Consider the following 23,734-nt stretch of genomic DNA (forward strand, 5'->3'; position numbering starts at 1 on the left):
TCCACAGGAGCCTGACATGCTGGTAATTCCCGCTATCGATCTCAAGGATGGTCAGTGCGTACGCCTCAAGCAGGGCCGCATGGACGATTCCACCACCTATGGCGATGACCCGGTGGCCATGGCCGAACGCTGGGTCGCCGCCGGCGCTCGTCGCCTGCACCTGGTGGACCTCAACGGCGCCTTCGAGGGCAAGCCGGTCAACGGCGAGGCGGTCACCGCCATCGCCCGGCGCTACCCCGACCTGCCGATCCAGATCGGCGGTGGCATCCGCTCCGCCGAGACCATCGAGCACTACCTCGCGGCCGGGGTCAGCTACGTGATCATCGGCACCAAGGCGGTCAAGGAGCCCGAGTTCGTCGGCGAGATGTGTCGCGCCTTCCCGGGCCACGTGATCGTCGGCCTCGACGCCCGCGACGGCTTCGTGGCCACCGATGGCTGGGCCGAGGTCTCCGAGGTCAAGGCCGTTGACCTGGCGAAGCGCTTTGCCGACGACGGCGTCTCGAGCATCGTCTACACCGATATCGCCCGGGACGGCATGCTGAATGGTGTCAATGTCGAGGCGACCGCGGCGCTTGCCCGCGACGGCGGGCTGCCGGTGATCGCCTCGGGCGGGGTGACCAACCTCGATGACCTGCGCGCCCTGGTAGCCGCCCGGGAGCCGGGCATCCTGGGCGCCATCACCGGGCGCGCCATCTACGAGGACACCCTGGACCTGGCCGAGGGTCAGCGGCTGTGCGACGAACTCGCCGGAAAAGGGAGCTGAACATGGGCCTCGCGAAACGCATCATCCCCTGTCTCGACGTCGACGCCGGCCGCGTGGTCAAGGGCGTCAACTTCATCGGCATCCGCGACGCCGGCGATCCGGTGGAGATCGCCCAGCGCTACAACCAGCAGGGCGCCGATGAGATCACCTTCCTCGACATCACCGCCAGCCACGAGGACCGCGACACCACCGTGGAGATGGTCGAGCGCATCGCCGGCGAGGTGTTCATCCCGCTGACCGTGGGCGGTGGCATTCGCAGCTGCGATGATATCCGCACCATGCTCAACGCCGGTGCCGACAAGGTCTCCATCAACACCGCCGCGGTCACCAACCCCGAGTTCGTTCGCGAGGCCAGCGAGCGCTTCGGCAGTCAGTGCATCGTGGTGGCCATCGATGCCAAGCGGGTTTCCGCCGAGGGCGAGGCGCCGCGCTGGGAGATCTTCACCCACGGCGGGCGCCGCCCCACCGGCCTGGATGCCGTGGAGTGGGCGAAGAAGATGGTGGAGTACGGCGCCGGCGAGCTGCTGCTGACCAGCATGGATCGCGACGGCACCAAGGCCGGCTTCGACCTGGGGGTGACCCGCGCCATCGCCGACGCCGTCAGCGTGCCGGTGATCGCCTCCGGCGGGGTCGGCACCCTCGACCACCTGGTGGAGGGCGTACGCGAAGGGGGAGCCGATGCGGTGCTCGCCGCCAGCATCTTCCACTTCGGCGAGTACACCATTCCCGAGGCCAAGCGCTATATGGCCGAGCGCGGCATAGAAATGCGCCTATAAGCCAGCCGGCGTCAGTCGGCCGACAGGCCGAGATTACTGACGCCCTCGTTGTGCCCCAGGCGGCGCAGGGCCTTGAGGGCGTCGCGATCCAGCACGCCCTCCTCCACCGCCTCCAGTGCCGCATCCTGGAAGTCATTCTCGTCTTCCATCAGCGGATGCTCGCGCACCAGCGCCGACAGGCGCTCGCCATCCTCCTCACCTTCGGTCAGCTCGATAAAGGCCCGCACGCCACCCCGCGAGGCGCGACTGACCTCCAGCACCGCTTCCGGCGCCTCGCCCTGCAGGGTGTCGAGCAGCGCCGAGAGAGCCGCCACCGTTTCGGTGGCACGCCGAGCCCCGAAGCTGTCATCACCCTCCGGCGGGGCCAGCTCGGCCAGCTTCTCGGCCTGTCGCTCGAAGTCGATCCTGGCCCCGGCAATCGCCAGTCGCTCCCACACCAGATCGAGAATGGCGCGCAGCCCCGTCGGGTTGCCCTGGCCGGCCGTCTGGGCATAGAGCGCATAGTTGGGCAGCAGTCGCTCGCACAGCGCCGCCATAAAGGCCTGCTGGCGGCGCGGCTCGAGGGCCTGCAGACGCTGAAAGAAACCGCTCATGGACTCTCCTTGGGCTTACATTATCAAAATCTCGCTGAACCACGAGGGGCGTCGGGGACAGGTCGCAGAGGAGGTCCTACGCCAGGGATGGCGTCGGTAGCGCCCAGGGACGGGTTCACAGCGCCTCCCCGATGGTCCGACACTTCGGGGCCTGTCCCCGAGAAAGCCCCGTTTGAGCGATATAACTCACGGCCACATTCGCTCCGCCGGAGCACGACCCCGGGCATCCAGCAGCACCCCCTCGGCGGCCAGGCGCTCGCGCTGCTCCGCGGCACCCGGATGGTCGGCCAGCCGGCGCGAGGCGGTGATGATGCGATACCAGGGCAGCGCGTGCCCCTCGGGCAGTTCGCGCAGGGCGCGGGCCACCAGCCGTGGCGTGGCACCCTCGGCCATGGCGGCGATGCGCCCATAGGTGGTCACCCGGCCGTGGGGAATCTCGGCGATCACGGTCAGGACCTGCTCTCTCCAGCTAGCCTGCATGTTGCCTCCGTCCGACGCCCCAACACCCTCTGCCTGGACAGGGCTCCCCATGCCCTGTTCCCGCTCTGCCTTTCCCGTCCTGCCTTGCCCTCTCCGCTACTGCGCCGACCACTCCCGCGCGAACGCAAGGCAGCTCTCCCAGTCGCCCACATGCAGAAAGTCGCCCGGGTCGCGCTTCTCCAGCTGGTGACGATACATGGGGTCATAGTATTCGGTCAGCAGTGGCGCCAGCCACGCCTCGTGGGCCTGGGAGTTGCCCCGCTCATGCTCGCGAAAGGCCAGCTCCTGGAGCCGTTGCAGCCGAGCCAGGCGCGCGCTGCCGAGGCGCTTGCGCAGCTTGGCCAGGGACTCCACCAGCTGCTTGCGCATCAGGGCCCAGCCCAGCCACTCGCCGAACTGTCGGTGATAGACCGACCACAGCGCCTCGATATAGTCACGGTGGATCTGCGCCAGACGCCAGTCCAGGGGCATCTCCACGCGTATCCGCGGGGCACGCTGCATCCCCTCCCAGAAGGCCTGGGGCAGGTTGGAGCCACCGATATGGCGAGACTCATCCTCCACCACCAGCGGGCCCGGCAGCGCCAGCAGGCGCAGACCCATGGCGTGCTCGAAGTCGATCTGGCTGGGAGCCTGCAGAGGGTGGCGGCCAAAGGCCGAGCCCTTGTGACGCGCGCACCCCTCCAGGTCCAGGCCGTTGTCCAGCGCCAGCACCAGATCGGTCTTGGCGCAGCCGGTGAGCCCGCCCACCACCAACAGCGGCTGCTCGGCGGCGGCATCGATGCGGGCACAGAGCGCCTGGCGCATCGCCTTCCAGCCGCCGCGGATACGTGGCCGGGTGATACCCGCCTCACGGATCCACTGCTGGGCGATCTGCGAGCGCAGGCCGCCACGAAAGCAGTAGACGATGGCATCGGGGTGCCGCTCGAGCTCCGCCTTCCAGGCCGCGACCCGGGCCGCCCTGACCTCGCCGCAGACCAGTCGCTCACCCAGGGCGATGGCCGCCGCCTGGCCACGCTGCTTGTATTCGATACCGACGAGGCGCCGCTCCTCGTTATCCATCAACGGCAGGTTGACCGCCCCGGGCAGGGCCCCCTGAATGAACTCCACGGGGGCACGCACATCGATAAGCCGCCGCCCCTCGCTCAGCAGCCCCGGGTCGGGGTCGACCAGCGGCAGCTCTCTCATCCACGCACCTCGATGCGCGCCGGGCCGCTGGCCTCGACGATCTCGCCGAAGGGCGCGAGAGTCAGGCCATGCTCACGGCCGATGCGCTCGACATCATCCTCCCAGGCCGGGTCCACGGCCAGCAGCAGGCCGCCGGAGGTCTGGGGGTCGCACAGCCACTGCCAGTGGGCCTCATCCATCTCGGGCAGGCTCTCGCCCAGCGCCTGGCGGTTGCGCAGGGTCCCCCCGGGCACCGCCCCCTTGCGCCGGTAGGCCTCGGCCTCGGCCAGCCGCGGCAGGCGACGGAAGTCGATACGCGCCGCCACCTCGCTGGCGGCACACACCTCGGCCAGATGCCCACCGAGCCCGAAGCCGGTGACATCGGTCATGGCATGCACTCCCGCCACCCGGGCCAGGTCCACGCCGATGCGATTGGAGCGCAGCATGGTCTCCCGGGCCAGGCCCTGGTGGCCGGGTTCGATCAGCCCCTTCTTCTCCGCCGTGGTCAGCAGGCCGACCCCCAGCGGCTTGGTCAGGAACAGCAGATCACCGGGCCTGGCGCCCTTGTTGAGCTTGAGATGATCGAGCTCGACGAGCCCGTTCACCGCCAGGCCGAAGATCGGCTCCGGGGCGTCGATGGAGTGGCCTCCGGCCAGGGCCAGCCCCAGCTCGCGGCACACCGCCTGGGCACCGGCCATCACGTCGCCGGCCACCTCGGCGGGCAGCTTGTCCAGCGGCCAGCCGAGGATGCCGAGCGCCATGACCGGGGTGCCGCCCATGGCGTAGATATCGCTGATGGCATTGGTGGCGGCGATGCGTCCGAAGTCGAAGGGGTCGTCGACGATGGGCATGAAGAAGTCGGTGGTCGCGATCATGCCGCGGCCATCGCCCAGATCGTAGACGGCGGCGTCCTCGCGGCCCTGGTTGCCGACGATCAGGCGCGAGTGGCTTGCGCCGGGGCCGGCCTTGGCCAGGATGTCGTCGAGTACGTCGGGGGCGATCTTGCAGCCGCAGCCGGCGCCGTGGCTGTACTGTGTCAGGCGGATGGCGCTCATCGGTTTCTCCTCGCTATCGGTGACGGGCATTCTAACACCAGAGACCCGGCTCACAGGGCCTCGAGGGCATCGGCAAGCTTGTCCACCGCGACGACCTCCATGCCCTCCGGGGCATGCCTGGGGGCATTGGCACGCGGCACGATGGCACGGGTGAAGCCATGCTTGGCGGCCTCGACGATACGCTCCTGGCCGCTCGGCACCGGGCGGATCTCGCCGGAAAGCCCCACCTCGCCGAACACCACCAGCTCACGCGGCAGCGGGCGGCTCTGCAGGCTGGAGACCACCGCCAGCAGCACCGCCAGGTCGGCGCTGGTCTCCAGCACCTTGACCCCGCCCACCACGTTGAGGAAGACATCCTGGTCACCGGTGAACAGGCCACCGTGGCGGTGCAGCACGGCAAGCAGCATTGCCAGGCGGTTGGCGTCGAGACCCACGGCGACCCGCCGCGGATTGCCCAGTGGCGAATCATCGAGCAGTGCCTGTACCTCCACCAGGATCGGCCGGGTGCCCTCCCATACCACCATCACCAGGCTGCCCGGCGCCTGCTCCTCGGTGCGCGAGAGGAAGATGGCACTGGGGTTCTTCACCTCCTTGAGGCCGTGCTCGAGCATGGCGAAGACCCCCAGTTCGTTGACCGCGCCGAAGCGGTTCTTCTGACCGCGCAGGGTACGAAAACGCGAGTCGGCGCCCCCCTCCAGCAACAGCGAGGCGTCGATCATGTGCTCCAGCACCTTGGGGCCGGCCAGGCTGCCATCCTTGGTCACATGCCCCACCAGCAGCAGCACGGTGTTGCTCTGCTTGGCGAAGCGCGTCAGCGCCGCCGCGGATTCGCGCACCTGGGCCACGCCGCCCGGGGCCGAGGCGATATCCTCCAGGTGCATGGTCTGGATGGAGTCGATGATCAGGATCTCGGGACGCTCGCGCTCGGCCACCGCCAGCACGGTCTCGACACTGGTCTCGGCCAGCATCTTCAGCCCCCGGGTAGGCAGCTGCAGTCGGTGGGCGCGCATGGCCACCTGGGAGAGCGACTCCTCGCCGGTGACATAAATCGAGGAGCGCTCCTGGGCCAGCTTGCAGGCGGTCTGCAGCAGCAGGGTCGACTTGCCCGCCCCGGGGTGGCCGCCCAGCAGCACCGCCGAGCCGGGCACCAGGCCCCCGCCCAGTACCCGGTCGAACTCGGCGAAGGTGGAAGAGAGGCGCGGCACCTCGCTGAGATCGACATTGCCCAGGTCGACCACTTCGCGAGTCAGGGCGCCGGCATAGCCGCCACGACCGCCGCCCGTCGCTGCCGCGGCGCTCGCGCCGCCGGGCCGTGCCGGAGCGAGACGCACCTCGCTGAGGGTGTTCCATTCGCGACAGCTTCCACACTGCCCCTGCCACTTGCGGTACTCGGCGCCGCATTCGGTACAGACGAAGGCGCTCTTTGCCTTGGCCATGGCATGTCTCATCGGTGGTTGGATCGTAGAAAGCCGCTTGGGCGAGGCGCGGCATCGGCCTCAACGGCAGGGGGCGGCCAAAAGGCCGCCCCCACCGGATCACCCAGCATCACTCGCCGGCGATTACTGTCGCTTGAGCTGCAGCATCTCGCTGTTCTGGAAGCGGCGACGCTCGGGGTCGATCAGCTCCAGGGTCTGGGGATCGAGGCGCAGGAAGTAGTAGATCTGCCCCTCGCCGTCAGGAGTCAGCTCGTAGACGGTGGCATCGGGCTCACTGGCGGTGCCGGCGAGCACCTCCCAGTTGCCGGCGTAGGTCTCGTCCGGGGGGCTCTGGGGGTGGCCACGGTAAGAGGCATTGAGCTCGAAGGTGCGCTCCGCGGCAGCGGCCTGCTCATCGCCGCGCATCAGCACATCGAGGTCGATACCATCACAGTTGCGACACGGCAGAGTTCCCTGATAACGCTCTTCGTCGGGCTCCACGGCGGCGCCACCCGGGCCACCGCCGGGACCGGCGGCACACCCGGCCAGCAGCGCGAGCAGGGCCGATCCGGCGAGCAAGGTCCTGATTTGCATATACGTCCTCCTGGGCAGTGGTCGTTGCTTCGTTTGGCACGGCGGCCTGACACACAGCATAACCGCTGATAGGGCCGGCGCACAGCTTCGCAGCATCTCAGCCGCCGACACCAGCATGCACGTGGGCAAAGACCAGCGCCAGCACCACCGGCATCACCACCAGCGAACCGAGGTTACCGATCAGCACCAGCGAGGCGACCTTGTGGGGCTCCTGGCGATACTGCTCGGCCACCAGATAGTTGAGCACCGCCGGCGGCAGGGCGCCAAACACCCAGAGTGCCGCGGCCTGCAGACCGGAGAGCCCCAGCAGCCAGATCAGCGGCGCGGCGAGCACCAGCCCCGAAAGGGGGCATAGCACGGCACCCAGCAGGCCGGTCTTCCAGTCCGAGAAATCGATATCGAGCATGCGCACGCCGAGTGCGAAGAGCAGCAGCGGAATGCACACCCCGCCGAGCATGTGCAGCGCCTCCAGCAGCCAGCCCGGCAGCGCCACGCCGAACAGGTTGACCGCAAGGCCGGCAAGGGTGGCCAGCACGATGGGCAGGCGCAGGAGCCGCAGCAGTGATGAGCCGGGGCGCAACATCCAGAGCCCCACCGTGAAGTGCAGCAGCATCTCGACGATAAACAGCACCACCGCCGCGGGCAGCGCCGCTTCTCCGAAGGCCAGCAGCAGCAGGGGAATTCCCATGTTGCCGGAGTTGTTGAACATCATCGGCGGCAGGAAGGTCTTCACCTCCAGGCCCAGGTGCCTGGCCAGCGGCCACAGCAGCAGCCCGGAGCCCAGCACCACCACGGTTCCGCCCAGCGCCAGCCCCAGGTACTCCTCCAGTGGCGCCTGGCCATCGGCCAGCACGGCGAACACCAGCATGGGCACGAACAGCTCCATGTTGAGCGTATTGAGGGTAGCGATATCGGGGTTGCGCAGGCGGCCATAGAGGGTGCCACACCCGGCGATCAGAAATACCGGCAGCAGGGTGGCAAGAATCTGGGCGGTCATCACGACGTCATTGTCATCAGGGAACAGGAGCCCCAGCCTAGCACGGCTTGCGCGGCCCGGCCGGGCGGGTCACCATGCTGGTATCCCCTCCATGACCCGAGCGAGAGCGATGAGCAAGTTCTGGAGCCCCGAGGTGCGCGAGCTGACCCCCTATATCCCGGGTGAGCAGCCCCGCGAGCAGCTGATCAAGCTGAACACCAACGAGAATCCCTATCCGCCGGCCCCCGGGGTCGGCGCCGTGCTGCGCGACTTCCCCAGCGACCATCTGCGTCGCTACCCGGACCCCGAATCCCGCGCCCTGCGCGAGGCGCTGGCCGAGGAGCTCGGCGTCGAGCCACAACAGGTGTTTGTGGGCAACGGCTCCGACGAGGTGCTGGCGCTGGCCTTCCAGGCCTTCTTCCGCCAGGGACGGCCGCTCGAGATGCCGGAGATCAGCTACAGCTTCTATCCGGTCTACTGCCGCCTCTACGGCATCGAGCGCCAGGCCCTGCCGCTGGCCACCGACTGGTCGGTGGACCTCGAGGCCTTCTCGGCCACGGCCGGCGGCACCATCTTCGCCAACCCCAACGCCCCCACCGGCCACGGTCATACCCGCGAGGCCCTCGCCACCCTGCTCGAGCGCATCACCGAGTCGGTGGTGCTGGTCGACGAGGCCTACGTGGACTTCGGGGGCGAGAGTGCGGTACCGCTGGTGGAGCGCTTCCCCAACCTGCTGGTCACCGGCACCTTCTCCAAGTCCCGCAGCCTGGCCGGCCTGCGTCTGGGCTATGCGGTAGGCTCCCGGGAGCTGATCGAGGGGCTGGAGCGGGTCAAGGACTCCTTCAACTCCTATCCAATCGATAGCCTGGCCAGCGCCGTGGCCATCGCCTCCCTGGCCGATCGCGAGCACTTCGCGGCATGCCGAGGGCGAGTGATCACCACCCGTGAGCGCACCCGCGACCGCCTCGAACGGCTCGGCTTCGAGGTGCTGCCCTCCCAGGCCAACTTCCTGCTGGTACATCACCCCGAGCATGATGCCGCCCAGCTGTTCGTGGGACTGCGCAAGCGCGGCATCCTGGTTCGCCACTTCAATACCGAGGCGCTGCGTGATCATCTGCGCATCAGCATCGGTACCGAGGATGAGATGACCAGCCTCACCGAGACCCTGGAGGCCCTCTGCCAGGCACCCGCCTGAGCCCGAAAACCGGATGCCAGAAACACGAAAGCCCCACGGTGCTCAGGCACCGTGGGGCTTTTCATGGGCTCACCCGCCTAGAAGTGCGGCTTGAGCTGCTGTACCAGCGCCTTGTAGAGGCGCGGACCGGCGGCCATCAGGCGGCCATCCGCCTCCACCAGGGGCTGACCATCCGGGGTGCCCATCAGTGCGCCGGCCTCCTTGAGCAGCAGGCTGCCGACATGCAGCTCCTGCTCCTCCAGACCCAGCACGAAGGCGGCATCGGCACGACCGGAAGCGAGCTCGGCGAGGTCGAGCAGGCCGCTGCCGGTGGCGCGCTGCATCTCGACAAGCGGGCCCAGCTGCTGCACCAGGGTCAGGTAAGCGGGCAGATGGCGGCTGCGCAGGGTGGCGTCGGGCAGACCCATGGCGATGCGCGTGCCGGTCACGGCATGACGGCCAGGCACACGGATGCGCTTGCCGTTGTGCTGGGCACCACGACCCCGGCTGGCCAGATATTCATCATCGCTGAAGGGGCAGATCACCACCGCATGCTCCGCACGCCCCTTGATCAGGCAGACCAGCGACAGCGCGAAGCCGGGGGCAGCCACCTCGAGGTTGGAGTAGCCATGGAAGGGTTCGATGCGCCACAGCACATCGCGCCCCTCGCCTTCACCCTCGCGGTGAGGCGTGAATCGACCGACGACGCCGTGCTGGGGATAACCGCGGGAGAGCTGACGCACGATCAACGTCTCGGCGTTGCGCGCGGCATCTTGCAGCAGGCGCTCGAGGTTGTGCTCTTGGTGGGAGTTCTCGATGCGCTCACGGATGCGCAGGAACTGTTCTCCGGCACTGCGAGCGGCGCGCAGCGCGTATTGGACCATCGGATGCATGATCGGGCCTTGGGGAGTCGGTGGTGTTAAAGAACGGAACGTTCACTCGAAACGATGTCGCGAATCCTAGCAGAAGCGCTCGGGACGCGCCATCCACGGCGGCGCTCGCATGCTAGACTGCGCCCCTAAACTTCCTGCAGCACCGGACCCTGACCCATGCTCGAGCGCATCCGAATCGTCCTGATCGGCACCAGCCACCCCGGCAATATCGGCGCCACCGCCCGCGCCATGCACAACATGGGCCTGGCCGACCTGAGCCTGGTGGCACCACGTTGTGAGCCGATCACCGCCGAGAGCGTATCGCGCGCCTCGGGTGCCGATCATCTGGTACACGCCGCCCGAGTGGTCGACACCCTGGAGGAGGCCGTCGCCGACTGCACCCTGACGGTAGGCGCCAGCGCCCGTTCGCGCACCCTCCCCTGGCCGATGCTCTCGCCACGAGAGGTGGGTGACCGCCTGCCCGGGGAGCTGGTCGAGCCAGATGCCCGGGTAGCGCTGGTATTCGGTCGCGAGGACAGCGGCCTGACCAATGCCGAGCTGCAGCGCTGTCATGCTCATGTGCACATCCCCACCAACCCCGACTTCAGCTCGCTGAACCTGGCCGCGGCGGTGCAGGTGCTCGCCTATGAATGCCGCCAGGCCTGGCTGACGAGTGAGCCCGCCGATACCGATGAGCCCACGAGCCCCGACCAGGTCCTGGCCAGCCATGCCGAGCTCGAGCACTACTTTGCCCACCTGGAGCGCACTCTCGTCGCCATCGGTTTCCATGACCCGGCCAGGCCTCGCCAGCTGATGGCCCGGCTGCGCCGCTTTACCCTTCGGGCCCGCCCCGAGCGCATGGAGCTCAATATCCTGCGCGGCATCCTCACGGAGACCGAGAAGCTCGCCCCGCCACGCGATGACTGAAAAGGCAAAGCACCGGTGAAAAGCCCCAGCGCGATCGCAGTTACCAACACGGTGATCGTGAAAGGCGCCGGGGACAGGTCGCAGAGGGGGTCCGAGGACCAGGGGGTGAGGAGCACGGCTCCGAACGGGCTGGCCATGGATGGCCAGCACCGGACCTGCAAGCGGAGCGGGACGCGAGAGCGCCGCAGGGCCGAGGTAGCCTACAGGGAAGTACTCGTAGCGCCCCTCGACGGCCTGTCGCCGGAACAGCCTTAAGCGCAGCTGCCATCTACGATAGCCCTGCGAAAAACCCCGATCCGCCTTGAAGGCCTTCACCGGCGCCCCCACACTAAAATGACCATCTGCGGCGGCTGCCGCCCTGCCCATCCAAGCCCAAGGACCGCTGCATGTTTCAACGCCTGCGTGAGGACATCAACAGCGTTTTCGACCGTGACCCGGCGGCGCGCAACTTCCTCGAAGTGCTGACCAACTACCCGGGCCTGCACGCCCTGCTGCTCCATCGCCTGAGCCATCGCCTGTGGCGCGCCAACCTGCGCTGGCTGGCCCGCAGCCTCTCCACCTTCTCGCGCTGGCTCACCGGCATCGAGATCCACCCGGGGGCCACCATCGGTCGGCGCTTCTTCATCGACCACGGCATGGGCGTGGTGATCGGCGAGACCGCCAGGGTGGGCGACGACGTCACCCTCTACCAGGGAGTGACCCTGGGCGGCACCAGCTGGAACAAGGGCAAGCGCCACCCCACCCTGGAGGATGGCGTGATCGTCGGTGCCGGCGCCAAGATCCTCGGCCCCTTCAGCGTCGGCACCGGCGCCAAGATCGGCTCCAACGCCGTGGTTACCAAGGAGGTACCGGCCGGCGCCACCGTGGTGGGCATACCCGGCAAGATCGTCAAGCGCGAGGAGCCGGATACCGCCGACACCCTGGACGTCGATCCGGGTCGCCGCGAGGCGATTCGTCGCAAGTTTGGCTTCGACGCCTACGGGGTCAGCGAGGATATGCCCGACCCGGTGGCGCGCTCCATCCAGGCGATGCTCGATCATATGCACGCCGTGGATGAGCGTCTCGAGCGCATGTGCCAGACCCTGCGCAAGGTCGACGCCAGCTACTGTGCCGGGGAGATGCCCGAGCTGCGCGACGAGGACTTCGCCGAGGTACTCGACGACCCCTGCAAGACCCCCGAGAAGGCCCCTGCCTCCGAAGACAGGCGCGATCGGGCCGACGAAGGGGCCGGCACGAATGGTTGACCTTGTCACTCGGTCTTTCCCATAATGCCGTTTCGACCCGCGCGCTCCCCAGCGAGCCGATGATGACCCAACGCCGCTCCGGCGGTGCCGAGGACGCCATGCGCCTGACCACCAAGGGACGCTACGCCGTCACCGCCATGCTCGACCTGGCCATGAATGCCCATAGCGGGCCCATCTGCCTGGCCGATATCTCACGGCGCCAGGAGATCTCGCTCTCCTACCTCGAGCAACTGTTCGCTCGCCTGCGCCGCGGCGGACTGGTGAAGAGCGTGCGCGGCCCTGGCGGCGGCTATCTGCTGGCCCAGGAGCCGGAAGCGATCTCCGTGGCCCGGGTGATCGACGCCGTGGATGAGTCGGTGGATGCCACCAGATGCGGTGGCCTTTCCGACTGCCAGCAGGGGGATACCTGCCTTACTCACCATCTGTGGTGCGAGCTGTCGGAACATATCCACGGCTTCCTGGACGGCGTCACCCTCGGCCAGCTGGCCGACCGCCAGGAGATCCAGCGGATCGCCGGCCGTCAACGTCGTCGCCTCGATGGTGACGGCATCCTCGCCTCGGCGACGTGATCGCCAGGCCGAACTCGAGACTATCCGAGGCCATGACCACACCCGTCTATCTCGACTACGCCGCCACCACCCCCGTCGACCCCCGAGTCGCCGAGCTGATGGCGCGCCACCTGACCCTCGATGGCATCTTCGCCAACCCCGCCTCGCGCAGCCATATGCTGGGCTGGCAGGCCGAGCAGGCGGTAGAGAATGCCCGTCGTCAGGTGGCCGACTTGATCGGCGCCGACCCTCGCGAGATCGTCTGGACCAGCGGCGCCACCGAGGCCGACAACCTGGCCCTGACCGGCTTCCTGCGTGCCAACCGCCACCGCGGCCGCCACCTGATCACCTCGGTGATCGAGCACAAGGCGGTGGTGGATACCGCCCACGCCCTGGAGGCCGAGGGCTTCGACGTCACCTGGTTGACGCCGGCCCACGACGGCCGAATCAGCCCGGCACAGCTGCGTGAGGCGATGCGCGAGGACACCGTGCTGGTATCGCTGATGGCGGTGAACAACGAGCTGGGAGTGATCCACGACCTGGCGGCCCTGAGCGAGGTGGCCCACGCCGGCGGCGCCGCCTTCCACGTCGATGCCGCCCAGGCGGTAGGCCGCCTGGAGCTCGATGTACAGCGCCTCGGCATCGACCTGATGTCGCTCTCCGGGCACAAGGCCTACGGACCCAAGGGCGTCGGCGCCCTCTATGTGAGGCGCCACCCCGATATTCGACTGGAGGCGTTGATTCACGGCGGCGGCCACGAGCGTGGCATGCGCTCCGGCACCCTGCCGACCCACCAGATCGTCGGCATGGGCGAGGCCTTCGCCCTCGCCGGCACCGAGGGTGCCGCCGACCAGGCGCGCATCGAGTCGCTGCGCGACCGCTTGCTCGACGGGCTCGCCGACCTCGACGGCATCCACTGCAACACTGCACTGGAAGCCTCCGTGCCCAATATTCTCAATCTGGCCTTCACGGGCGTGGAGGGCGAGTCGCTATTGATGGCACTGCGCGATATCGCCCTCTCCACCGGCTCGGCATGCAACTCGGCGAGCGTGGAGCCATCCTATGTACTGAAGGGCATCGGGCTACCGCGGGCGCTGGCGCTCGCCTCGCTGCGCTTCAGCTTCGGACGCTTCACTACCGAGGCCGACATCGACCGGGCCCTGGAGGCCTTGCGCCACGCCCTGATCGGCCTGCGCCGCCAGGCCAGATGACGCGCTCATGACTGGCGCACCCCCTGCAACAGCATTCACAACAGGAGAGAGACCCATGTCGCATCTCACCATCACCGACGCCGCCGCCGAGCAGATTCGTCGGGTACTCGACGAGCGCGGCCAGGGCCTTGGACTGCGTGTGTCGGTCAAGCCCAGTGGCTGTTCCGGCTACAGCTACGTGCTCGACTTCGCCGACGAGGCGGCCAATGACGACACCTGCTTCGAGGAGCATGGGGTCAAGGTCTTCGTCGCGCCCGACGCCCTGGAGATGCTCGATGGCAGCGAGGTCGACTACGTCAACGAGGGGCTCAACCGCTATTTCCGCTTCAATAACCCCAACGTCAAGGATGAATGCGGCTGCGGTGAGAGCTTCACCGTCTAGGCCTGTCACCGAAACGACCTCGACCGGTTCGACCAGCGGCTGACCACCCAGAGGCGGCGACGATTGTTCAACGCCGCCCCGGGACGCTATAATCCCGCCCAGTCGGCGCACTGCCGAACCACCGGACGCCGAGCCGCATCACCCGATTCACCGCGCCGCCCTGCTTGCCGCAAGCCAGAGGGCGGCGCGGCGCTATCCATCGATATCCATCACCCCTACTGGAGACAAGCCCATGGCTACCCAGCGCACCCTGTCCATCATCAAGCCCGACGCCGTCGCCAAGAACGCCATCGGCGAGATCATCTCCCGCTTCGAGAAGGCCGGCCTTCAGGTCGTGGCCGCCAAGATGCTCAAGCTGGACGACGACAAGGCCGGCGGCTTCTACGCCGAGCACAAGGAGCGCCCCTTCTTCAAGGATCTGGTCGGCTTCATGACCTCCGGCCCGGTGGTCGTGCAGGTGCTCGAGGGCGACGACGCCATCGCCAAGAACCGTGAGCTGATGGGTGCCACCAACCCCAAGGAAGCCGCGCCGGGCACCATCCGCGCCGACTTCGCCGAGACCATCGACGCCAATGCCGTGCACGGCTCCGACTCCCCCGAGTCCGCCGAGCGCGAGATCGCCTACTTCTTCGGCGCCGACGAGATCTGCCCGCGCTGATCGAGACTCCGGGCGGGGCCCTGTCCCCGCCTCCCCTGCGCTCCCCCTTCCCCGACCCGCTGAACGCCATGACCGCTGAAACCGCACCCCAGAAGACCAACCTGCTCGGCATGTCCCGCCAGGAGATGGAGGCCTTCTTCCTCTCCATCGGCGAGAAGAAGTTTCGCGCCGCCCAGGTAATGAAGTGGATCCACCACGAGGGCTGTGATGACTTCGCGGCCATGACCAACCTTTCCAAGGCGCTGCGTGAAAGGCTCGCCGAGGTGGCCGAGATTCGCGGCCCCGGCGTGGTCTACGAGGGCACCTCCAACGATGGAACCCGCAAGTGGGTGCTGGAGGTCGAGGACGGCAGCTACGTGGAAACGGTGCTGATCCCTGCCGATAACGGCAAGCGCCGCACCCTGTGTGTCTCTTCCCAGGTGGGCTGCTCGCTGGACTGCAGCTTCTGCTCCACCGGCAAGCAGGGCTTCCAGCGCAATCTCAGCGCCGCCGAGATCATCGGCCAGGTCTGGGTGGCCCAGCGCAGTGTGGGCCCGCGCAGGGATACCGCCAACCGTCCGGTCACCAACGTGGTGATGATGGGCATGGGCGAACCCCTGCTGAACTACGACAACGTCGTGCCGGCCATGAAGCTGATGCTCGACGATGACGGTTACGGCCTCTCCAAGCGCCGTGTCACGCTCTCCACCTCCGGCGTGGTGCCGATGCTCGACAAGCTCGGCGACGAGCTCGACGTGAGCCTGGCCATCTCGCTGCACGCTGCCAACGACGAGCTGCGCAACGAACTGGTGCCGCTCAACCGCAAGTACAACATTCGCACCCTGCTGGATGCCTGCCAGCGCTATCTGGCCAAGTGCGACGACACCCGCGTGGTCACCATCGAATACACGGTGATCAAGGGGGTCAACGACCAGCAGGGGCACGCCCGCCAGCTCGCCGAGCTGCTGCGTGAGCTGCCATGCAAGATCAACCTGATCCCTTTCAACCCCTTCCCCCATTCGGGCTACGAGACACCGTCACGCAACCAAGTGGTGCGTTTCCAGCAGTGGCTCTATGAGCTGGGCTACACCGCGCCGATCCGCTCTCCGCGGGGCGACGACATCGATGCGGCCTGTGGTCAGCTGGTGGGCCGGGTGAAGGACCGTACCCGTCGGCACGAGCGCTATATCAAGTCGATCCAGCTCGACGCCGACTGAAGGGGCCACCTTGACTTCAACCGGGCACAACGCTTTGATGGGTCCCTGCCTCCCTCCGGCTTCCGTCAGTCCGCGGCACACCGCCGGTGGGAGCCTGTCGATCCTGGGGAGGAGTTCATGATACGCCGCCCACGCCTCACCGGAAGCTCGCTGCTGCCTCTGGCCGCCCTGCTGGGCAGCCTGTGGCTGGCCGGCTGCGCCACCCAGTCACAGGGGATCGCCTCCGCGGAGAGCGAGACCAGCCCGGCCGACGCCTACACCCAGCTCGGCGTCGCCTATCTGGAGCGCAACAACCTGCGGCGCGCCATGGGGGCACTGGACCGGGCGCTGGAGATCGCTCCCGATGATCCCGAGGCGCTGCAGGCCATGGCCATGGTCTATCAGCGCCAGGGCGAAGAGACGCTGGCCGACGAGACCTTCCGCCGGGCGCTGATGGCCGACGCCGACTTCACCCGGGCTCGCAACAACTATGCGGCGTTCCTCTACGCGCGCGGTCGCGTGCGTGAGGCCTGTGAACAGCTCGAGCGAGCCTCGAAGGATGCCCAGTACCCCAACCGAGCCCAGCTGTTCGCCAACCTCGGGCAGTGTCATCGTGAGCTCGGCGAGGTGCAGGAGGCGCGGCAGAACCTGCTCCGTGCCCAGGAGATCGACCCACGCGCTCCGCGCAGCTACTTCACCCTGGCCGAACTGGAGTACGCCGAGAACCAACTGCCCCAGGCACGAGCACAGATCGAGGCCTTCATGCGCCTGGCCGGCCCGCGCCCTGAAGCGCTGAGGCTGGCCGGCGACATCGCCAGGGCCCAGGGCGACGGCACCACTGCCGCCTTCTATACCCAACAGCTGGAGGGGCGTGGCACCACGCCCTGACCCGAGAACGCCACCAAGGATGCGCCGCCATGAGCGACCCCCATGAACAGGACCTGCATGCTGATGCCACGGCCTCGCCCGGCGAGCAGCTGCGGCGTGAACGCGAGAGTCAGGGCCTTTCCCTCTCCGAGGTGGCCGGTGCGCTCAACCTGAGGCCGGCGGTGATCCGTGGCCTCGAGGAGGACAGCTACGAGGAGGTGCCGATCGCCACCTATCGGCGCGGCTACCTGCGCGCCTATGCGCACCTGCTCGGAATCGACGATACCCCGGTCCTGGAGGCCTATCGCGCCCGCTTCGGCAGACATGACGCCGCCCAGCGCCAGGTCACACCGGTTCAGATCAGCAAGCCCCCCTCTCGTCTGGGCGCCTGGCTGTTTCGGCTGGTCTCCCTGCTGGTTCTGGCCGGCCTGATCGGCCTGACCCTGATGTGGTGGCAGAGCCGCGGCGGGGGCGAGCCGCCGAGCATCGGCGAGAGCGACCCGGTTGCCGTCGACCGGCTCGATGGTACCGCCAGCGTGACCGAATCCGAGACGTTGGCCACTGCCGAACCGGACAGCCTGCCGCCGCTGCCCGACGAGACTGCGGCGGCGGGGCAGGCCCCTGCCGAGAGCCCCACCGAGGCCGCCGAAGGTACCTTGCAGGAGAGCAGCGCCTCCTCGGTCACGCCGGATCGGGATATCGAGGAACTCGCCGACGCCGAGACACAGGAGCCGACCAGCGCCGAAGCCACTGGCGAGCCGGAGGCAGACGCCGACTCCACCGCCGGCAGCGAGCCGAGTGCTGCGCCGGCCGATGCCGGCCGCCTGGTGTTTACCTTCAACGAGCAGTCATGGACCGAGGTCTTCGACGCCACCAACCAGCGCGTCTTCGTTGGCCTGCAGGAACCCGGCACCACGGCCACCGTCGAAGGCGAGCCGCCCTTCCGCCTTACCGTGGGCAACGCTTCCGGTGTCGAGCTGGTCTGGCAGGGCGAAAGCATAGACCTCGCCGAGCGCGCCGGTGCCAGCAATGTCGCCCGCTTCACCCTGGGAGAATGATTCCGTCACCATGCACGCACAATCCCCTATCGTCCGTCGCAAGTCACGCCAGATCCACGTCGGCAGGGTAGCCGTCGGGGGCGATGCCCCCATCTCGGTGCAGAGCATGACCAATACCGACACCCTGGATGTGGCCGCCACCGTGGCGCAGATCCGCCAGCTCGAGACCGCCGGTGCCGATATCGTGCGCGTCTCGGTACCCGACATGGAGGCCGCCGAGGCCTTCGGTCGCATCAAGCGCGAGGTCGAGGTACCGCTGGTCGCCGACATCCACTTCGACTACAAGATCGCCCTGCGCGTCGCCGAGCTGGGCGTCGATTGCCTGCGTATCAACCCCGGCAATATCGGCCGCGAGGATCGCGTACGCGCGGTTGTCTCGGCGGCCCGCGATAACGGCATCCCGATCCGCATCGGCGTCAACGCCGGCTCGCTGGAGAAGGACCTGCAGAAGAAGTATGGCGAGCCCACGCCGGCGGCCCTGGTCGAGTCGGCCATGCGTCATATCGACCACCTCGAGCGCCTCGACTTCCCGGACTTCAAGGTCAGCGTCAAGGCCTCCGACGTCTTCATGGCGGTGGCCGCCTACCGTGATCTGGCCACGCGCATCGAGCAGCCGCTGCACCTCGGCATCACCGAGGCCGGTGGACTGCGCTCGGGCACCGTCAAGTCGTCGATTGGCCTTGGCATGCTGCTGATGGACGGCATCGGCGACACCATCCGCGTGTCGCTCGCCGCCGACCCGGTAGAGGAGATCAAGGTCGGCTTCGACATGCTCAAGAGCCTGCGCCTGCGCTCCAAGGGCATCAACTTCATCGCCTGCCCCAGCTGCTCGCGCCAGAACTTCGATGTTATCGGCACCATGAATGCCCTGGAGGAGCGCCTCGAGGACATCATGACGCCCCTCGATGTGTCGGTGATCGGCTGCGTGGTCAACGGCCCGGGCGAGGCCAAGGAGACCGATATCGGCCTCACCGGCGGCTCCCCGGCCAACCTCGTCTATATCGACGGCAAGCCGGCTTCCAAGCTGCGCAACGACCACCTGGTCGACGACCTCGAGCGATTGATCCGCGACAAGGTGCGCGAGAAAGAGCAGACCGAACAGGACGTGATCGCCCGCGACGCCTGAGTCGCCGGCATCCATCAAGGAGCCACCGTTGAGCAAGTCCCAAGCAAGTTCCAAGGCGCCAGCCAAGAAGATCCAGGCCATTCGTGGCATGAACGACCTGCTGCCGGAGCAGTCCGCCCTGTGGCAGTACTTCGAAGGCAAGGTCCGCGATCTTATGGCCCGTTACGGCTATGCCGAGATCCGCACCCCTATCGTCGAGCAGACCGCACTGTTCTCCCGCTCCATCGGCGAAGTGACCGATATCGTCGAGAAGGAGATGTATACCTTCGCGGATCGCAACGGAGACAGCCTGACCCTGCGCCCCGAGGGCACGGCGAGCTGCGTGCGCGCCGCCATGGAGCATGGCCTGCTGCACAACCAGACCCAGCGCCTGTGGTACCAGGGACCGATGTTCCGCCACGAGCGCCCCCAGAAGGGGCGCTACCGCCAGTTCCATCAGGTCGGCGTGGAGAGCTTCGGTCTCGAGGGGCCGGATATCGACGCCGAGCTGATCCTGCTCTCGGCACGCCTGTGGCGCGAGCTGGGGCTGATGGAGCATGTCACCCTGGAGCTCAACTCCCTGGGCTCCTCCGAGGCTCGCGCCGCCTACCGCGACACCCTGGTGGCCTACTTCGAGCAGCATCACGAGCTGCTGGATGAAGACTCCCGGCGCCGCCTCACCAGCAATCCGCTACGCATCCTCGACTCCAAGAACCCTGAGATGGCCGAGATGCTGGCCGGCGCTCCCCAGCTGCTCGATCATCTGGACGCCGAGTCCCGCGAGCACTTCGCGTCGCTCCGCGCCCTGCTCGATGCCGCCGGCATCGACTACGTGATCAACCCGCGCCTGGTGCGCGGTCTCGACTACTACAGTCGCACCGTCTTCGAGTGGACCACCCGCGCGCTCGGCAGCCAGGGCACGGTATGTGCCGGCGGCCGCTACGACGGCCTGGTGGAACAGCTGGGGGGCAAGCCGACCCCGGCGGTAGGTTTCGCCATGGGCATCGAACGCCTGGTGCTGCTGCTCGAGACCCTTGAACTGATTCCCGATGCCGCCCGCGGCGAACTCGACCTCTATGTGCTGCCCATGGACGATGCCGCGGCCGGCGCCGCCCTGCAGCTGGTCGAGCGGCTGCGTGGCGAGATGCCGACCCTGCGTGCCCAGCTGCACTGTGGTGGCGGCAGCTTCAAGAGCCGGATCAAGAAGGCCGACCGCAGCGGCGCTCGCCTGGCCCTGCTGCTCGGCGAGGACGAGCTTGCCCGCGGCACCGCGACCCTGAAGTTCCTGCGCGAGGAGCGTGACCAGCGCAGCCTGGCCCGGGATGCCCTGGTCGACGAGCTGCGCGATCTGCTGGCCTGAAGGCCCATACCAGACACACAAGGAGACCGCCCGTGGCGGAGCTGAGAACCGAGGAAGAACAGGTCGAGGCGCTCAAGCGCTGGTGGAAGGAGAATGGCCTCTCGCTGGTGGCCGGCGTGGCCCTGGCCGCCGCGGGCGTGCTGGGCTGGAATACCTGGCAGGGCTATCAGGAGAACCAGGCCACCGCCGCCTCGATGCGCTACCAGCAACTGGTCAACCTGACCGCCGGCAACGACCTCGATGAGGCGCAGCTCCCCGAGGCTCGCGCCCTGGTGGAGGAGATCGTCGATGAGCATGGCAAGACGCTGTATGCCGACCTGGCGCGCCTGATGGATGCCCGCCTGGCGGTCGCCCAGGGTGATCTGGCCGGCGCGCGGGAGCGCCTGCAGCCCCTGGCGGATGCCGGCTCGGACGACTATGTGGCCGGCCTGGCGCGGCTGCGCCTGGCACGACTGCTGGTCGCCGAGGGCGACGCCGATCAGGCACTGAACGTCCTGCAGAGTGGTGTCCCCGAGGCGCTGGCCGCCCAGCGGGCCGAGGTGCGCGGCGATGCCTATCACGCCCTCGAGCGTCGCGAAGAGGCCGCCACCGCCTGGCGTGAGGCACTGCGTCTCGCCGAGACCAACGACCAGCCGCTCTACGGCGTGCAGCTCAAGCTCGACAACCTGGGGCTTGAGTCGCCGGATCCCGAAGGCTCGGCTCTGGAAACATCGAACCTCGATACCACAAGCCATGACAACCGGGGGCTGGACGCATGAAACCGACCTTCCTGATCGCCACCCTTGCGGGCCTGACGCTGCTCGCCGGCTGTGCCGGCAGCCAGGTGGAACCACAGTATCCGCCTACCGAGCTAAGAGATTTCGCGGCGAGCGCGGAGCTCGACACCGCCTGGCGCGAGGGCGCCGGTGACGGCCTGGGGCGTGCCGCCTATCCCATCGCACCGGCTCGCGAGGGCGAAGCCCTGTTCGCCGCCGACTACCAGGGGGAGCTGTTCGCCTTCGATGCCGATACCGGCGACACTCGCTGGGAGACGGCGCTCGAGGTGCCGGTCTCCAGCGCCCTCACCGCGGTAGCCGGGGATATCTACCTGGGTACCCGCGACGGCCAGGTGCTGGCGGTGAGCCAGCGTGATGGCAGCGTGCGCTGGCGTGCCCGCGTGCCCAGCGAGGTGCTGGCCGCCCCCCAGCCCAATCAGCAGCTGCTGATCGTGCAGAGCGTCGACGGCTCCATCACCGCCCTGGATCGCGACAGCGGCGATGAGCGCTGGCGCTATCAGGCCAGCCTGCCCTCGCTGACCCTGCGCGGCACCGGCACCCCCACGACCATCGACCCGGTGACCTTCGCCGGCTTCGCCAACGGCCGCCTGGTGGCACTGGACAACCGCAGCGGCCAGCCGCTGTGGGAGCGGCGCATCGCCGTGGCACAAGGGCGCAGCGATATCGAGCGCCTGGTGGACCTCGCCGGCCAGCCGGTGCTGACCCCCGACGGTCGCCTCTTCGTGACCAGCTACAACGGCCGCCTGGTGGCCTTGGAAGCGACCCGTGGCGAACCCCTGTGGGCCCGGGAGCTCTCCAGCTACCACACCCCCCTGGTGGTGGGTGACTTCCTGTTCGTGGTCGAGGAGTCGGGACGCATCCTGGCCCTGGCCGCCGACAGCGGAGAGGAGGTCTGGCGCAGCACCGTGCTGGAAGGCCGTCGGCCTACCTCACCGGCCTTTGCCGATGGCAAGCTGGTGTTCGGTGACTTCGACGGTTACCTGCACCTGATCGACGCACGCAGCGGCGAGATGGTCGGCCGTGAGCGTATCGACGGCTCCGGCATCGGCGTGCGCCCGGTCACCGACGGCAATCGCATTCATGTGCTGGCCAATGACGGCACCCTCGAGACCCTGGATATCCGATGACACCCGTGATCGCCCTGGTCGGCCGGCCCAATGTGGGCAAGTCGACCCTGTTCAACCGCCTGACCCGTACTCGCGACGCCCTGGTAGCCGACTTCCCGGGCCTGACCCGGGACCGCAAGTACGGTAACGGCATGCTCGGCGGCAAGGCCTACACGGTGATCGACACCGGAGGCATCAGCGGCGACGAGGCGGGCATCGATGCCGCCATGGCCGAGCAGTCACTGGCCGCCATCGACGAGGCGGACATCGTGCTGTTCCTGGTCGATGCCCGAGCCGGCCTCAATGTCGCCGACGAGGCCATCGCCAACCACCTGCGGGTCAACCAGAAGAAGACCTGGCTGGTGGTCAACAAGACCGACGGTCTCGACGAGGACAGCGCCACCGCCGAGTTCTGGGAGCTGGGCCTCGGCGAGCCGCGTCCCATCGCCGCCGCCCATGGTCGCAATGTCACCACGCTGATCGACGAGGTGCTCGCCCCCTTCCCGGAGCGCGACGAGAGCATTCCGGCGGACACCGGCACCAAGGGCATCCGCATCGGTGTCATCGGGCGCCCCAATGTCGGCAAGTCGACCCTCGTCAACCGTCTGCTCGGCGAGGAGCGAGTGGTGGTCTATGACGAGGCCGGCACCACCCGAGACGCCATCGAGATCCCCTTCGAGCGCCGTGGCAAGCCCTATGTGCTGGTGGATACCGCCGGCGTACGGCGCCGCAAGAATGTCCGTGAAGTGGCCGAGAAGTTCTCCATCATCAAGACCCTGGAGGCGATCAAGGAGTGTCATGTCGCCATCATGGTGCTCGATGCCCGCTCGGGATTGGTGGAGCAGGATCTGCACCTGCTCGACTACGTGCTGACCACCGGCCGCGCCCTGGTGCTGGCGGTCAACAAGTGGGATGGCCTGGAAAGCGAGGCCAAGGAGAAGATGCGCGCCGAGATCAAGCGTCGACTGGGATTCGCCGACTATGCCGACCTGCACTTCATCTCGGCACTGCACGGCACCGGAGTCGGTGACCTCTATCCGTCGCTGGAGCGCGCCTTCGCCTCGGCCAACGCCCACTGGTCCACCAACCGCCTGACCAGCATCCTGCAGGACGCGGTGGAGTCGCACCAGCCGCCCATGATTCGCGGCCGCCGGATCAAGCTGCGCATGGCCCACCAGGGCGGCAGCAACCCGCCGATCATCGTGGTTCACGGCAACCAGACCGAGTCCCTGCCCGAGGCCTATCGCCGCTACCTGACCAACACCTTCCGCAAGGTGCTCAAGGTGCGCGGCACACCGATGCGCTTCGAGTTCCGCTCCGGCAAGAACCCCTACGACAAGATGGCAGGCGCCAGCGACCGCGAGAAGGCCAAGAAGCGCGAGCTCTCGCGCACCAAGGAGGCTCGCAACAGCCGCCGCTGACCCCGTCCCCCCTCGATCACAGGCGCCCGGCCCG

Annotated in this window: 25 protein-coding genes; 17 read left to right on the forward strand and 8 right to left on the reverse strand. The window is 67.8% G+C overall.

The features are described from left to right. Nucleotides 1–16: 16 nt before the first annotated feature. A complete protein-coding gene (gene hisA / locus RM463_RS10055; RefSeq protein ID WP_195689199.1) occupies nt 17–763 on the forward strand; it encodes a 1-(5-phosphoribosyl)-5-[(5-phosphoribosylamino)methylideneamino]imidazole-4-carboxamide isomerase in 747 nt (248 codons plus the stop codon). Nucleotides 764–765: 2 nt separating this feature from the next. Continuing rightward, complete coding sequence (gene hisF, locus RM463_RS10060) at nt 766–1,539, forward strand: imidazole glycerol phosphate synthase subunit HisF (protein WP_132043661.1); 774 nt, start codon at nt 766–768, stop codon at nt 1,537–1,539. Between the two features lie 11 nt (nt 1,540–1,550). On the opposite strand, the gene RM463_RS10065 is transcribed toward hisF, so the two are convergent. The 7 genes from RM463_RS10065 to RM463_RS10095 all read right to left on the reverse strand — a co-directional run bounded on the left by RM463_RS10065 (nt 1,551) and on the right by RM463_RS10095 (nt 7,837). After that, nucleotides 1,551–2,132, reverse strand: coding sequence for a YjaG family protein (locus RM463_RS10065; protein WP_195689198.1), 582 nt, complete (start codon nt 2,130–2,132; stop codon nt 1,551–1,553). 186 nt (nt 2,133–2,318) lie between these two features. Next, the gene (locus RM463_RS10070; RefSeq protein WP_195689197.1) at nt 2,319–2,612 is read right to left on the reverse strand and encodes an MGMT family protein; all 294 of its coding nucleotides are present in this window, start codon (nt 2,610–2,612) and stop codon (nt 2,319–2,321) included. Nucleotides 2,613–2,708: 96 nt separating this feature from the next. After that, nucleotides 2,709–3,797 carry a tRNA 2-selenouridine(34) synthase MnmH gene (gene mnmH, locus RM463_RS10075; RefSeq protein WP_195689196.1) on the reverse strand — a complete coding sequence of 363 codons (1,089 nt, stop codon included), beginning with the start codon at nt 3,795–3,797 and terminating at the stop codon, nt 2,709–2,711. Then, nucleotides 3,794–4,831, reverse strand: coding sequence for a selenide, water dikinase SelD (gene selD / locus RM463_RS10080; RefSeq protein WP_195689195.1), 1,038 nt, complete (start codon nt 4,829–4,831; stop codon nt 3,794–3,796). The genes mnmH and selD overlap by 4 nt, the downstream gene beginning before the upstream one ends. Before the next feature lie 50 nt (nt 4,832–4,881). After that, nucleotides 4,882–6,267: a DNA repair protein RadA gene (gene radA / locus RM463_RS10085; RefSeq protein ID WP_195689194.1), complete on the reverse strand. Its 1,386-nt coding sequence runs from the start codon at nt 6,265–6,267 to the stop codon at nt 4,882–4,884. Between the two features lie 123 nt (nt 6,268–6,390). Beyond that, nucleotides 6,391–6,840 carry a copper resistance protein NlpE N-terminal domain-containing protein gene (locus RM463_RS10090; RefSeq protein WP_195689193.1) on the reverse strand — a complete coding sequence of 150 codons (450 nt, stop codon included), beginning with the start codon at nt 6,838–6,840 and terminating at the stop codon, nt 6,391–6,393. Nucleotides 6,841–6,937: 97 nt separating this feature from the next. Further along, nucleotides 6,938–7,837: an AEC family transporter gene (locus RM463_RS10095; RefSeq protein ID WP_195689192.1), complete on the reverse strand. Its 900-nt coding sequence runs from the start codon at nt 7,835–7,837 to the stop codon at nt 6,938–6,940. A 109-nt stretch (nt 7,838–7,946) separates the two neighbouring features. On the opposite strand from RM463_RS10095, the gene hisC reads away from it, so the two are divergent. Then, the gene (gene hisC, locus RM463_RS10100) at nt 7,947–9,011 is read left to right on the forward strand and encodes a histidinol-phosphate transaminase (protein ID WP_195689191.1); all 1,065 of its coding nucleotides are present in this window, start codon (nt 7,947–7,949) and stop codon (nt 9,009–9,011) included. A gap of 77 nt (nt 9,012–9,088) precedes the next feature. Here the strand turns inward: hisC and RM463_RS10105 are convergent, their stop codons facing one another. Next, nucleotides 9,089–9,883, reverse strand: a complete 795-nt coding sequence (locus RM463_RS10105) for an inositol monophosphatase family protein (protein WP_195689190.1) — start codon at nt 9,881–9,883, stop codon at nt 9,089–9,091. Nucleotides 9,884–10,039: 156 nt separating this feature from the next. Between RM463_RS10105 and trmJ the strand changes: the two genes are divergently transcribed. From trmJ to der, 14 genes are all read left to right on the forward strand, one after another. Beyond that, nucleotides 10,040–10,789, forward strand: coding sequence for a tRNA (cytosine(32)/uridine(32)-2'-O)-methyltransferase TrmJ (trmJ, locus tag RM463_RS10110; protein WP_195689189.1), 750 nt, complete (start codon nt 10,040–10,042; stop codon nt 10,787–10,789). 386 nt (nt 10,790–11,175) lie between these two features. Next, a complete protein-coding gene (gene cysE, locus RM463_RS10115; RefSeq protein ID WP_311429909.1) occupies nt 11,176–12,033 on the forward strand; it encodes a serine O-acetyltransferase in 858 nt (285 codons plus the stop codon). Between the two features lie 98 nt (nt 12,034–12,131). Beyond that, nucleotides 12,132–12,602, forward strand: coding sequence for a Fe-S cluster assembly transcriptional regulator IscR (gene iscR / locus RM463_RS10120; RefSeq protein WP_195689321.1), 471 nt, complete (start codon nt 12,132–12,134; stop codon nt 12,600–12,602). Nucleotides 12,603–12,634: 32 nt separating this feature from the next. After that, nucleotides 12,635–13,792, forward strand: coding sequence for an IscS subfamily cysteine desulfurase (locus RM463_RS10125; protein WP_195689187.1), 1,158 nt, complete (start codon nt 12,635–12,637; stop codon nt 13,790–13,792). Nucleotides 13,793–13,847: 55 nt separating this feature from the next. Then, a complete protein-coding gene (locus RM463_RS10130) occupies nt 13,848–14,174 on the forward strand; it encodes an iron-sulfur cluster assembly accessory protein (RefSeq protein ID WP_195689186.1) in 327 nt (108 codons plus the stop codon). 232 nt (nt 14,175–14,406) lie between these two features. Next, the gene (ndk, locus tag RM463_RS10135; RefSeq protein ID WP_132043633.1) at nt 14,407–14,832 is read left to right on the forward strand and encodes a nucleoside-diphosphate kinase; all 426 of its coding nucleotides are present in this window, start codon (nt 14,407–14,409) and stop codon (nt 14,830–14,832) included. Nucleotides 14,833–14,900: 68 nt separating this feature from the next. Next, nucleotides 14,901–16,028 (forward strand): 23S rRNA (adenine(2503)-C(2))-methyltransferase RlmN, encoded by a 1,128-nt coding sequence (gene rlmN / locus RM463_RS10140; RefSeq protein WP_195689185.1) that lies wholly within the window; start codon nt 14,901–14,903, stop codon nt 16,026–16,028. Nucleotides 16,029–16,145: 117 nt separating this feature from the next. Continuing rightward, the gene (gene pilW / locus RM463_RS10145; RefSeq protein WP_195689184.1) at nt 16,146–16,895 is read left to right on the forward strand and encodes a type IV pilus biogenesis/stability protein PilW; all 750 of its coding nucleotides are present in this window, start codon (nt 16,146–16,148) and stop codon (nt 16,893–16,895) included. Nucleotides 16,896–16,924: 29 nt separating this feature from the next. Continuing rightward, the gene (locus tag RM463_RS10150; RefSeq protein WP_195689183.1) at nt 16,925–17,932 is read left to right on the forward strand and encodes a RodZ domain-containing protein; all 1,008 of its coding nucleotides are present in this window, start codon (nt 16,925–16,927) and stop codon (nt 17,930–17,932) included. Between the two features lie 10 nt (nt 17,933–17,942). Further along, nucleotides 17,943–19,058, forward strand: coding sequence for a flavodoxin-dependent (E)-4-hydroxy-3-methylbut-2-enyl-diphosphate synthase (ispG, locus tag RM463_RS10155; RefSeq protein ID WP_161424011.1), 1,116 nt, complete (start codon nt 17,943–17,945; stop codon nt 19,056–19,058). A 28-nt stretch (nt 19,059–19,086) separates the two neighbouring features. Beyond that, nucleotides 19,087–20,397, forward strand: a complete 1,311-nt coding sequence (hisS, locus tag RM463_RS10160) for a histidine--tRNA ligase (RefSeq protein ID WP_267491313.1) — start codon at nt 19,087–19,089, stop codon at nt 20,395–20,397. A 32-nt stretch (nt 20,398–20,429) separates the two neighbouring features. Next, the gene (locus RM463_RS10165) at nt 20,430–21,155 is read left to right on the forward strand and encodes a tetratricopeptide repeat protein (RefSeq protein ID WP_311429910.1); all 726 of its coding nucleotides are present in this window, start codon (nt 20,430–20,432) and stop codon (nt 21,153–21,155) included. After that, nucleotides 21,152–22,300 (forward strand): outer membrane protein assembly factor BamB, encoded by a 1,149-nt coding sequence (gene bamB / locus RM463_RS10170; RefSeq protein ID WP_195689181.1) that lies wholly within the window; start codon nt 21,152–21,154, stop codon nt 22,298–22,300. Before RM463_RS10165 ends, bamB begins: the two co-directional genes overlap by 4 nt. Continuing rightward, on the forward strand, nt 22,297–23,700 hold the full coding sequence (gene der, locus RM463_RS10175; RefSeq protein ID WP_132043619.1) for a ribosome biogenesis GTPase Der: 1,404 nt from the start codon (nt 22,297–22,299) through the stop codon (nt 23,698–23,700). The genes bamB and der overlap by 4 nt, the downstream gene beginning before the upstream one ends. Nucleotides 23,701–23,734: the final 34 nt, after the last annotated feature.

The organism is Halomonas sp. LES1, from assembly GCF_031846005.1.
Taxonomy (GTDB): Bacteria; Pseudomonadota; Gammaproteobacteria; order Pseudomonadales; family Halomonadaceae; genus Halomonas.